Source organism: Phormidesmis priestleyi BC1401, from assembly GCF_001650195.1.
GTDB lineage: Bacteria > Cyanobacteriota > Cyanobacteriia > Leptolyngbyales > Leptolyngbyaceae > Phormidesmis_A > Phormidesmis_A priestleyi_B.
Genome location: NZ_LXYR01000024.1, coordinates 1 through 12,487, shown reverse-complemented (window position 1 = coordinate 12,487; position 12,487 = coordinate 1). Strand labels below are relative to the sequence as shown.

Genomic DNA, 12,487 nt, shown 5'->3' with positions numbered 1-12,487 from the left:
GAGATGCCAACCAATAAAAACGCAGGGGGACACCCTAACTCAAATAAATTCAACATCTTTTTGAGGACAAGTGGAGATCGTGACTGAAAATCAGCCAGCAGACGTAGAACGCCTCTTTACAGGCGGCGGTGAAATGGGAGAATCGATGCGGGCGCGCTTCGCGTGTGAAGGCAACGCTGATTGGTCACAAACGCCGCTTGGTTCCGTTTCCGGTTGGGCATCAAGCCTAAAAACAGCCGTAAGTATCTGCTTAAACTCCCGCTTTCCGATGGCGATTTGGTGGGGCAAAGACTTGGTGTTGCTCTACAACGATGCTTGGCGACCTATTTTGGGAACTAAGCATCCAAATGCTTTGGGACAACCGGGACAAGAGGTTTGGTCAGAAATTTGGGACATCATTGGGGTGCAGCTTAATGGCGTGCTAGAAACGGCACAGGCAACCTGGTCTGATGATATGCTGCTGCTCGTCGATCGTTATGGCTACACCGAGGAAGCCTATTTTACCTACTCCTATAGCCCAATTTTTTTAGAAACCGGAGAGGTCGGAGGGGCGTTTACGGCGGTGACTGAAACCACGCGACGAGTGATCGGTGAGCGGCGGCTCAGTACCCTGCGGGAACTCGCGTCTAGTAGTGTAGAAGCCAAGTCAGTCGAGGAAACGTGTCGGATTGCCAGTGCCACGCTTGCAAACAATTCTCACGACATTTCCTTTGCCTTGCTGTATTTAGTTGAGCAAGATGGGAAACAAGCTCGGCTAGCCGGAACAGTCAGAGTAGAGGCTGGAACACCTGTCAGTCTTGAGCAGGTTGATTTGACTCAAGAACAGGATAGCTGGAAACTCGCGCAGGTCAGGAGAACTGGAGACCCTGAAATTGTCGATGATTTAATGGCTCGGTTTGGCGCACTCCCTGGAGGAGCATGGGATGAACCCTCACGATCGGCGATCGTTTTGCCGCTTGCCCAGGCGGGGCAACAGCAGCAACTAGCAGGATTATTGGTGTTGGGAATTAGCCCTCGACTCGCGTTTGATGACGAATATCGGGGCTTTTTTGACTTAGTGGCTAGCAATGTGGGAACCGCGATCGCCAATGCCGACGCCTATGAAGCTGAACGCAAACGCGCCGAGAAGTTGGCAGACCCCGATCGAGCTAAAACCGCGTTTTTTAGTAATGTTAGTCATGAATTTCGCACTCCGTTAACCTTAATGTTGAGTCCGTTAGAGGAATTTGCAACCACCCTTGATGGACGATTACAGCCCGATGAGCGTGAACAACTTCAGCTAATCCAGCGTAGCGGCTTGCGTTTGCAAAAATTAGTCAACACATTGCTAGACTTTTCTCGAATCGAAGCCGGACGCATTCAAGCCGTGTATGAACCGACTAATCTCGCAGCGTTCACCGTAGAGTTAGCGAGTGTGTTTCGCTCTCTGATCGAACGAGCAGGAATGACATTCTCGATCGAGTGTCCAGCGCTGCCAGAATTGGTGTATGTCGATCGCGAGATGTGGGAAAAAATCGTTCTCAATCTGATTTCAAATGCGTTTAAGTTTACGTTTGTAGGACAGATTACGGTTCGATTAATTGCTGTTGAGGATGCGGTTGAATTCAGCGTTGCAGATACAGGCGTAGGCATTCCCGAAACTGAGTTACCTCGATTGTTTGAACGATTTCATCGCGTCAGTGGAAGCCGCTCGCGCACCTATGAAGGCTCTGGCATTGGGCTTGCACTCGTGCAAGAACTCGTCAAACTACAGGGTGGCTCCGTCAGCGTCTCTAGTGTGCTAGAGCAAGGCACAACCTTTACGGTGACAATTCCGATCGGTCAAGCTCATTTGCCCCTCGATCTCATCCAAACAGAACAAAAGCAGTCTACTGCTTTAAGGGCTGCACCTTTTGTTGAGGAAGCCTTGCGTTGGATACCAGAAGATAGTTCTGAGTTTTCAGGCTTGGGTTCTGAGTTGCCGTTGACTCAAACGTCTCCTGCTCGTATTCTTTTAGCCGACGACAACGCCGATGTGCGCGACTATATAAAGCGCCTATTGAGTCAGCATTATGACGTTGAAACGGTGGCAGATGGACTGGCTGCCTTGACTGCAATTCGACGACAAAAGCCTGATCTGGTGCTCACCGATGTGATGATGCCAAAACTGGATGGGTTCGGGCTATTGCAACAACTGCGAGATGATCCAGCCACTCAAGATCTGCCGATCGTGCTGCTATCTGCTCGGGCTGGTGAAGAAGCGCGGGTCGAAGGACTCGAAGCAGGAGCCGACGACTACTTGACCAAGCCATTTTCTGCTCGTGAACTACTAGCACGAGTCGAGGCAAGTTTGAAGCTGAGTCAACTGCGGCGAGAAGCAGGGCAGCGAGAGCAGGCACTCAGGCTGGAAGCAGAAGCCGCCAAGCAAACCATTGAAACCATCTTGTCGAGCATTAATGATGGGTTTTATGTCTTCGATCGCAACTGGTGTTACACCTACGTCAACGATCGCTTATGCGAAATGGCTGGAAAACCGCGAGAAGAACTGCTCGGCTATAACAACTGGAGCTTGTTTCCTGCTGCTGTTGACACCGATGTCTATGTTCAATTCCATCGGGCAATGCGTGAACAAACGCCCATCCAGTTCGAGTATGTTTATCTGCCCTGGAACCGCTGGTTTGAGTATCGAGTTTACCCTTCACCGGATGGACTGACGGTTTTTGCGGTTGAAGTGACCGATCGTAAACAAGCCGAGGAAACCTTACAGCAATCTGAAGACCGCTATCGAACGTTGTTTGAGTCGATCGATCATGGCTTTTGCATTATTGAGGTGCTGTTTGATGAAACCAACACGCCTATTGATTACCGCTTTTTAGAAATCAATCCAGCGTTTGAGAAACAATCGGGACTCGAACAAGCAGTCGGCAAAACGGCGAGTCAGCTAACTCCAGGTCTTGAAAATCACTGGTATGAGATTTACGGCAACGTTGCTCTGACGGGCGAACCGATTCGCTTTGAGGATCGCCCTGAAGTGATGAACCGTTGGTTTGATGTTTATGCGTATCGCATCGGGCAGCCAGAGAGCCGAAAAGTCGCCATTCTGTTCAAGGACATCAGCGATCGCAAGCGCAATGAAGCCGAACGAGAACAACTCTTGCAGCAAGAACAAGCCGCACGAGAAGCTGCCGAGAGTGCTAACCGCATCAAAGACGAGTTTCTAGCCGTGTTATCGCACGAGCTACGCACCCCAATGAACCCGATTTTGGGCTGGTCAAAACTCTTGCAAACCGGAAGACTGGATGCAGAAAAAACAACCGACGCGATCGCGACGATCGAGCGCAACGCCAAACTGCAAGTCCAACTCATTGATGACTTGCTCGACATCTCCCGAATTTTGAGCGGCAAGCTGTCTTTGACAGTCGCACCCGTAGATTTGAGCGATGTCATCACCGCCGCTCTCGAAACTGTTCGATTAGCCGCAGAAGCCAAGTCTCTCTCGACTCAAACCCTAATCTCACCGTCTGTTGGGTTAGTGGGTGGCGATGCCGGACGCTTGCAGCAAGTCGTGTGGAATCTCTTGTCGAATGCGGTCAAGTTTACCCCTGCTGGCGGACAAATTACGGTTGAGTTATCTCAAGTTGGAACAAACGCCCAAATCCAAGTCAGAGACACAGGCAAAGGCATCAACCCCCAGTTTTTGCCCTATGTGTTTGAGCATTTCCGTCAAGAAGATGGAGCCACCACTCGCAAGTTTGGCGGGTTGGGGTTAGGGCTAGCGATCGCTCGTCAAATCGTCGAAATGCACGGCGGGCACGTTGCAGTAGAGAGCGACGGCGACGGACAAGGAGCCACGTTTACGGTTCAGATTCCGATCGCGTCTCGATCTATTGAAGGCGTGACTTCAGAACCAGGAGCGGAACTCACGCTGGATTTAGACGGCATTCATATTCTCGTTGTGGATGATGACACCGACTCACGCGAGTTTGTTGCCTTTGCGCTAGAGCAAGCAGCCGCGATCGTCACAGCGGTTTCATCGGGCGTTGAGGCACTTCAAACGATCGAACAGTCTGTTCTACATCTGATCATCAGTGATATTGGAATGCCCGATATGGATGGCTATAGCTTGATGCGGCAGATGCGGGTCACGTCACAAGGTCGCGAAACGCCAGCTATTGCGTTGACTGCCTACGTGGGAGAATATGACCAGCAGCAAGCGATCGCGGCTGGGTTTCAAAAACATCTTGCTAAACCCGTCGATCCAGAAGAACTGGTGAAAACTGTGGCTCAGTTGGTGCAGCGCTCCAACGCAGTTCCCCCTTTAAAGTAATCGTCATCGGCGTTGCTGAATTCGGACATAGCTTGCGGAATTCGCCCTCACCCTAGCCCTCTCCCAAAAGGAGAGGGGACAGGAGTTCTGGCTCCCTTCTCCCTGGGGAGAGGGGTTGGGGGTGAGGGTCGGTCATCAAGGTTTAATCGCCTTCCATTGAGTCACTGGGATCAGAGGTTTCCAGCCTAAGAACGTTCCGATCGCGTCTGCTCGTTGAATGCCGATCCGAATTAAATCACCGCCATATAAACGGTGATAGTGCAAAACGATCTGTTCACTCTCGATCGTCACCGCATTTACCACCAGCCGACCTCCCGGACGCAGCGCATTCCAACAAACATCGAGCAGCCGATCGGCAGTGGCACCTCCGCCGATAAAAATAGCATCCGGTTGAGGCAAGTCTTGCAGGGCTTCGGGAGCATCTCCAGCGACGATTTTAAGGTGGGGAACGCCCAGAGCCGATGCATTGTCTGCGATCGTTTGTAGGCGAGTTGGATGCCGCTCAATGGCGATCGCCCGACAGCGAGGATGACTTCGCAACCACTCGATCGAGATCGAGCCACAGCCAGCGCCGACATCCCACAGCAACTCTCCGGGCAACGGCGCGAGTGTGGATAGGGTGACAGATCGGACTTCACGTTTAGTCAGTTGTCCATCGTGGTGATAAGCATCATCGGGTAAACCCACCGTGCGAGACAGCGGAACTGTTCCTGGATCGGCGCTGCATACGATCGCTAACGTGTTTAAATCGGACACATCCTGAAGGTTCCAGGTGTTAGCAATGCCCTCGATTTGGCGTTCTTGACTGCCTCCCATATGTTCTAGGAGGATTATTTTGCTGTGACCATATCCGCGTTGAGTTAGCAGGGTTGCAACATGGGCAGGGGTATCTTTATTCGCACTGAGAATTAATAAACGGGCATCGGAAGAGAGGGCAGTGGCGATCGTGGAAACCGGACGATTGGTGAGGCTAAACGTTTCAACCTCTGCCAGCGACCAACCCAATCGGGCACAGGCAAGACTAAACGCAGATGGCGCAGGAACAATCGTCATTTCTGCAAGGGGAATGCGACGAGTCAGCGTTACGCCAACGCCGTGACACATCGGATCGCCACTCGCCAAGACACACACGGTCTGTCCTCGACGACGCAGAATTTCGTCAATGGTTGCGTCTAGCGGAGAAGCCCAAGAAAGCCGTTCTCGCGGATCGTTATTGGGCAGCATGGCAAGGTGACGATCGCCCCCAACCACCACATCAGCCCGATCGAGCAGAGAACGAGCGATCGGGCTTAATCCCGCGAGTCCGTCTTCACCGATGCCAATCACTGAGAGCCACGTCTGCATTTTTAAGGTCGTCTCGTCATAGTTGGACGATCGTACAGGGTTTTGGGCGGCTGATTTCTATTAAGAAAATCGAGGATTCAGGAAATCTGGTGAGTCGCGTGTGGTAACGTTCATAGATCTAGGCTTGGGAAAGTTCGGTGTGATTCCGACGCTGTGCCGCAACTGTGAAAGTCAGAATGCCGAGTCTAGAATAACCTTTGATTCCCTGCGTCGCACAGGGAGGAGACTGATCGATTGCTGTCTGAGTTACCGACTTGTCCGGGTTTATTTTTTGGTTCGTCTGCCCAAGATGGAATGCTGGCTCGAATGCGGATTCCGGGCGGAATTCTCACCGATCGACAGTGTAACGCGATCGCCGATCTCGCAGATCAGTCTGGGGCAGGCTATGTGCAAGTGACGAATCGAGCAAACGTGCAGATTCGAGAGATTCAGACTCCGATCGCGCCTGATGTTTTTCGTCGGTTGCAAACATTAGGATTAGCGGCAAACATCACTAGTCTTGACCCGATTCGCAATATTATGGCGAGTCCGACGGCTGGCATTGATTTGCAGATGTTAATCGATACTCGTCCGTGGGTGAAAGCATTTGATGATTATTTGCAAAGTCATTCTGAGTGGGCGGCTCTATCAGCTAAATTTAGCGTTTGCTTTGATGGCGGAGAATTGGTTTCGGTGCGCGATCGCCGCAATGATATCGCGCTAGTCGCTCACCGATCGCCGTCTTCAGAAATTGGTTTTCGAGTGTGTTTGAATGTAGACGGACACCGTTCTGGAGATGTTGGTGTTTTCATTCCAGAACATCAGTGTTTAGAGTTTGTCATGGCGTTAACTCAAATATATCTTGACTATACTCAAGACTATTATTCTGGCAAAGGTCGTAAACCTCGATTTCGCGATCTCTTATCGCGTTGGGGTGTTGAACATTGCTTAGAACGAGTGGAACAGTTGTTAGGATTTTCATTACAGCGAGAAACTTCTTTTCTACCGTTGTCGTCTCCGTCTTATCACCACCTCGGCATTCATTCGCAAAATCAACCAGGTTTGTCGTATGTCGGAATCGCGTTGCCGTTAGGTCGTCTAGAATCTTGGCAACTGAGAGAGTTAGCTAAGTTAACGCATTCTGCAAGTGGCAAATTGTGTCTGACTCCGTGGCAAACGATTTTGATTCCCGATGTTTCTGACGATCGTTTAGATAATTTGGAAGGGGCGATCGCTAATTTAGGACTTCACATCTCATCGATTCGCTTTGATAGTGCATTAGTCGCTTGTTCGGGTCAAACCGGATGCGCGTCAGGGCTGACGGACACTCAAACTCAGGCGTTGATGTTGGTAGGATTAACTGCTCATTTAGATCAGCCGTTGAATATTCATTTCAGTGGGTGCGAAAAGTCTTGTGCCCAACAGACTCCTAGTGATATTGCGCTGGTTGGGATTGCGATGAAAGAGGGGAATGCGACGATCGAGGGCTACGACGTTTATGTGGGCAGCAGAGAATCATCGTTTGGTCGGAGAATCCGATCGGTGAATACTTCAGAAGTCCTGTCTTTAATCGAGCAGATATTACAAATCTATCAACAGCAGCGAATGCTAGATGAATCGTTTAAGATATTTGTGGATCGACACCCGATTGATCAACTAAAACAATGGTTCGATTCAAAAAATAATCAGCGTTTAGTATCGCACTCGATCACAGGTTGACGATCATGATTGACTACATCCAAGACGGAACGGAAATCTATCGTCGATCGTTTGCCACAATCCGATCGGAGGCAAATTTGTCAATCTTGCCATCCGATTTAGAACGGGTTGCCGTGCGCCTGATTCATAGCTGTGGCATGACCGATATTGTGTCCGATTTATCTGCCTCACCTGGAGCCGCCACTGCCGGACGGAATGCCTTAATTGCAGGTGCCCCAATCCTCTGTGATGCGCGGATGGTGGCAGAAGGCGTGACTCGTAAACGTCTCCCCGCCGAGAATGCCGTCATTTGCACCCTTCAACATCCCGACACGCCTAAGTTAGCAGAACGGATGGCAACTACGCGATCGGCAGCCGCACTTGAACTGTGGCGCGACCATTTAGAGGGCGCGATCGTGGCGATCGGCAATGCGCCAACGGCTCTATTTCGACTGTTAGAACTGTTGGATGAAGGCGTACCAAAACCCGCGCTAATTTTAGGATTTCCGGTGGGGTTTATTGGCGCGGCAGAGTCAAAAGCAGCGCTAGCCGCCAACAGTCGAGGAGTGCCGTTTATTGCGTTGCAGGGGCGACGAGGCGGCAGTGCGATGGCATCTGCGGCAATTAATGCGTTAGCAAAAGAGGACGAATTATGACACACGAAATGGGTCGGTTATATGGGTTAGGAATCGGACCAGGCGACCCAGAACTGTTGACGCTAAAAGCCTATCGCATTCTACGATCTGTGCCTGTGATTGCCTATCCGACCATGGAGAATGGCAAAGTGTTGGCACGAGCGATCGTGGCAGATTTTTTGCGTTCTGAGCAAATCGAAGTGCCGATGCCGTTGCCGTTTAGTCCGGTGCGATCGTCTCAGCCCTACTACGATATCGCCGCCGAAAATTTGGCAGAGCATCTCAGCGCCGGACGCGATGTTGCCGTGCTGTGTGAGGGCGAACCCTTTTTGTATGGCTCGTTTATGTATCTGTTCAATCGCTTATCTAAAAAGTTTCATACTGAGGTTGTGCCAGGAATCTCTTCGACGATGGCGAGTGCGTCTGCGTTGGGTGTGCCGCTCACTTATCGCAATGATGTGTTGTCTATTATGCCAGCTACTCTCGATGCTGATGTCTTGCGCGATCGTCTTGCCGTTGCAGATGCGGCGGTAATTATTAAATTGGGCAGGCATTTTAGTAAAGTTCGAGAGGTGTTATCTGAGTTGGGATTGCTGTCTCGATCGCTCTACATTGAACGAGCGACAATGCCCAATCAGCGTATTGTTCCGATCGCGGAGGTTGACGCGGCTGAGGTTCCTTATTGGGCGTTGATTGTGGTTCCCAGCCTACAAACGTCAGTTAATTAAACGAGCGCACATGAAGAATCCTGCTGTGATTGTGTTGGGGCAGACGAGCGTGGCGGTGGCTCGACGGTTGATGCAAGCATTGCCCAACGCGACGCTGTATGGATTGGCGGGTCGCACGATCGAGGTTGATGTCTCGTTTACTGATTTTGGGGCAACCTTGCGAGAATTGTTTGCCGACGGAACGCCAATCATCGGACTGTGTGCGGCGGGAATTTTGATTCGCACGATCGCGCCTCTCCTCTCCGATAAGCGCTATGAGCCGCCCGTCTTAGCCGTTGCTGAAGATGGTAGCGCTGTGGTGCCGCTTTTGGGCGGATTGCACGGTGTCAACGACTTAGCGCGGCAAATCGCAGCCGTTCTAGACGTTCAGCCTGCGATTACAACAACAGGCGATATCCGATTTCGGACGACGCTGCTCAATCCGCCATCGGGCTATCAGTTAGCAAATCCAGACGATGCAAAAACGTTTATCTCAGATTTGCTGGCAGGTTCAACAGTTCGGCTTGAAGGGGCTGCACCTTGGCTGAGTGAAAGCAAACTTCCGATCGCCCACGACGCGCCTCTAACTCTACAAATTACCGAGCGTAACGGATGCCCAGCGCCCGATCGCTTGGTTTATCATCCTGCAACGTTGGCGATCGCCGTCAGCCATTTGTCTGAATCAGTGGTTGAAGTTGTTCAGAAAATTCTTGAGGAATCAGATCTCGCGATCGCGTCCGTAGCAGGAATTTTTGCGTCAGTGAATGAGATGGGACATCCCGCACTTTCATCTCTTTCTCAAGCATTGCAGGTGCCGATCCGATTTCTCGATTTGTTCAACGCTGAAGACATTGCACTCGCTGCGGCAGGAGAATCGGGTCAACTGCTCGCTTCTCAGCAAACATCGGAACTGAGTTGCGCGATCGCTCTCTCATCTCAGCCCATTGATGTAGAGACGATCGGGAAACCTCGCGGACAGTTAACGATCGTTGGCACCGGACCTGGCGGAGAAAAATGGATGTCTCCCGAAGTCAAAGACGTGCTGCGATCGGCGACAGATTGGGTCGGCTACAAATTCTATCTCGACTTAGCGGGTTCTCTGCGCGAAGGGCAACAGCGCCACGATTCCGACAATCGCGAAGAACTCGATCGGGCACGATTTGCCTTAGATCTCGCCGCCACCGGAAAATCGGTCGCGGTCGTTTCATCGGGCGATCCCGGCATTTTTGCAATGGCGGCGGCTGTGTTTGAAGTGCTAGAGCACGATGCTAAACCCGAATGGCTCCGGCTAGACATCCAAGTGGCTCCGGGCATCTCGGCAATGCAAGCCGCCGCCGCTCAGATTGGGGCACCGTTGGGACACGATTTTTGTGCGCTGTCTCTCTCGGATATTCTCAAACCCTGGTCAGTGATTGAGCAACGCATTGCTGCCGCCGCCCAAGCCGATTTGGTGATGGCATTCTACAATCCGATATCCAAGCAGCGCACCTGGCAACTGGGAAAAGCGCGGGAGATTTTATTGCAGTGGCGATCGCCCAACACTCCGATCGTGCTGGCGCGAAATTTGGGCAGACCAGGGCAGTCGGTGCGCGTCTGTACGCTTGAGCAATTCTCGCCCGAAGACGTAGATATGCGAACGGTGGTGTTAGTGGGTTCTAGTCAGACTCGATTGATTTCTCGCCCCCACGGAGGCGTTTGGGTTTACACACCACGACGCTATGAATAGTTAGTTAGGCTGCTTAGATAATCAGTAGAGGCGGTAGCTCGAAGCTCATCTTTTGATATTCTGTGCCACGCCATCTCAATGTTACTTCATGATCGTTGATACCTTTACTAAACTCATGCTAAAGATAAATCTAGAAACTTTCGACATAACACAGCTTCCAAGTGCAGAAGATGGTGATTTTGAGTTCAAATCAAGTAGCACTCCGCATGACAGTCTCAAAAAGAAACTAAGCTGTGCAGTTTCAGGCTTTGCAAATTCTGGAGGTGGATATTTTGTTGCTGGCGTTGATGGCAATGGAAAAGCAGACGGCGGAGTGCTTCTAAAAATTGGAAGGCAGGATCTACGTGACTGGGTTGATCAAGTCGTTAAGCAAGTAGAACCAGTTCCTAGGTATGACATTAAACTAATCTACGACTCAATGGGGAGAGGTGCCATACATCCAGGGTCAGCAGTTTTATTAGTTGGTGTTCATGAAAGCTACCTCGGACCACACATGGCTCCAGACTATCATTACTACGTCCGAGCAGGTGCTCATACAGAAAAAGCTAAACATTTTATTGTCGATGCAATTTGGGCTAGAAGGCACTTTTCAAAGCCACGATTGACACATTTATTTCGTCTAAAACCAGGAAAGGAAGAAGCTATACAACTTGGAATTCTTGCACTTACTGATGCACCAGCAGTTGATATCAAAATCAACGTCTTGCCTTTACCACAGATGATTCAACATCACGAGAACCTTTTCCCCCTTGGAATATCAATTATTGATCGAGATAATCCATTCTTTTTCGATGTCACAACTTACTTTCAAGCCAAGAAACGTTTTGGAGAAGATGTATATCTTGAAGTGAAGTATTACGATCTTGCTGGAAATTCTTACAGTTATAGAACTAAAGTTGAAGTCACTGGATCAGTCCCGCCGATTTCTATCGGAAACGACGATCCTGCCAGTATGGTAGAATCACTTAAATCGATTAACAAGGCTCTGTTACAACTTACAACTTCACGCGAGAATGTAGCTAAACCTAGTCTTGTTTTATCTAAGCCGTCAGAGAACGTATTCATAGACGTTGAAAAATTAATTCCTGAACTTTTAGCAGAGATGAGAGAGGATCTGCTTGAAAACCCATTTGCGCGAGAATGTATTCTTATCTCCAAAAGCGCAGTTTACGAGGGAGACCCCAATAATTCAATTCTTCAGTATTATTTTGAGAGTCACACTTGGCTGAGGAGCAAACTGAGAATCTTAGAGAATTATGCTCTTGTCTATGAAATTACTTACAACAGCGTTCCTCGATTTGTTATCTCTGAGGGGTGCGACCTCTACTTGATTTAGTAGGTCAAGCATGATATCACTGAGTGAGGCAACCAAGAGGTGGTGAGTATGAGCGCTCAATTGCTGAGTCAAGAAGGGACGCAAGTCAGGATAGAAGTGACGATAGACCTGAGTCATTCGCTGCTGACCAGTGAAGAAGCGATTCAGGAAAGCCTCAACGAGGCGGGTCGTATTGCCACTACAGCCGCTCTTGAGTATCTGGACACCGACGGTTCAGCCATTGAGATTGCCGGAGAGGTGATGCGAACCAAAGGCAAGCAGCCCAAAGCGTATCAAACGCCCTACGGAGAAGTCGTGATTGAACGCCATGTCTATCAGCGCTCTGGAGGCGGGAAAACGGATTGTCCGCTAGAGCGAGCGTCTCGCATCATCATCACCTCCACGCCTCTGTTTGCGAAACAAGTGTCCTCGAAACTGGCGTATGGTTCCGCCCGAGACGTGCAGCGAGACTTGGCTGAGAATCATCAACGCCCGGTCGCCGTGTCCTACATCCAGCGTCTCAGTGAAGCGGTGGCCACGATCATTGAGGTGAAAGAAGAAAGTTGGGACTATGTGCCCCCTCAACTAGACGCTGAAATTGCCAGTGTTGCCATTGGCTTAGATGGCACCTGTATGCTGTTGTGCGACACCGGATGGAGAGAAGCCATGGTCGGCACTGCCCATCAGTCTGTATGACGCGTTTGGAGACCGACAACACACCATTTATATGGGAGCCACCCCCGAATATGGCAAGGCGACGTTTCTGGAACGGCTAGA

The 12,487-nt window shown here is 50.4% G+C and carries 8 protein-coding genes and 1 riboswitch; of the genes, 7 read left to right on the top strand and 1 reads right to left on the bottom strand.

Annotation, left to right across the window (positions count from 1 at the left end; all coding sequences use genetic code 11):
- Positions 1 to 79 precede the first annotated feature (79 nt).
- Positions 80 to 4,306 (top strand): ATP-binding protein, encoded by a 4,227-nt coding sequence (locus tag A8707_RS13870; protein WP_197484767.1) that lies wholly within the window; start codon positions 80 to 82, stop codon positions 4,304 to 4,306.
- A 135-nt stretch (positions 4,307 to 4,441) separates the two neighbouring features.
- On the opposite strand, the gene A8707_RS13865 is transcribed toward A8707_RS13870, so the two are convergent.
- Positions 4,442 to 5,650, bottom strand: a complete 1,209-nt coding sequence (locus tag A8707_RS13865; RefSeq protein ID WP_068817844.1) for a bifunctional cobalt-precorrin-7 (C(5))-methyltransferase/cobalt-precorrin-6B (C(15))-methyltransferase — start codon at positions 5,648 to 5,650, stop codon at positions 4,442 to 4,444.
- Positions 5,651 to 5,767: 117 nt separating this feature from the next.
- A riboswitch (adenosylcobalamin-variant (AdoCbl-variant) riboswitch) is annotated at positions 5,768 to 5,840 on the top strand.
- A 44-nt stretch (positions 5,841 to 5,884) separates the two neighbouring features.
- On the opposite strand from A8707_RS13865, the gene cobG reads away from it, so the two are divergent.
- From cobG to A8707_RS13835, 6 genes are all read left to right on the top strand, one after another.
- The gene (cobG, locus tag A8707_RS13860; protein WP_156518571.1) at positions 5,885 to 7,348 is read left to right on the top strand and encodes a precorrin-3B synthase; all 1,464 of its coding nucleotides are present in this window, start codon (positions 5,885 to 5,887) and stop codon (positions 7,346 to 7,348) included.
- Between the two features lie 5 nt (positions 7,349 to 7,353).
- On the top strand, positions 7,354 to 7,983 hold the full coding sequence (locus A8707_RS13855; RefSeq protein ID WP_068817843.1) for a precorrin-8X methylmutase: 630 nt from the start codon (positions 7,354 to 7,356) through the stop codon (positions 7,981 to 7,983).
- A complete protein-coding gene (locus A8707_RS13850; protein ID WP_068817842.1) occupies positions 7,980 to 8,690 on the top strand; it encodes a precorrin-2 C(20)-methyltransferase in 711 nt (236 codons plus the stop codon). The genes A8707_RS13855 and A8707_RS13850 overlap by 4 nt, the downstream gene beginning before the upstream one ends.
- Positions 8,691 to 8,700: 10 nt before the next feature.
- Positions 8,701 to 10,395 carry a precorrin-3B C(17)-methyltransferase gene (cobJ, locus tag A8707_RS13845; protein WP_068817841.1) on the top strand — a complete coding sequence of 565 codons (1,695 nt, stop codon included), beginning with the start codon at positions 8,701 to 8,703 and terminating at the stop codon, positions 10,393 to 10,395.
- 88 nt (positions 10,396 to 10,483) lie between these two features.
- The gene (locus A8707_RS13840) at positions 10,484 to 11,731 is read left to right on the top strand and encodes an AlbA family DNA-binding domain-containing protein (protein WP_068817840.1); all 1,248 of its coding nucleotides are present in this window, start codon (positions 10,484 to 10,486) and stop codon (positions 11,729 to 11,731) included.
- Between the two features lie 48 nt (positions 11,732 to 11,779).
- Complete coding sequence (locus tag A8707_RS13835) at positions 11,780 to 12,406, top strand: hypothetical protein (RefSeq protein WP_068817839.1); 627 nt, start codon at positions 11,780 to 11,782, stop codon at positions 12,404 to 12,406.
- Positions 12,407 to 12,487: the final 81 nt, after the last annotated feature.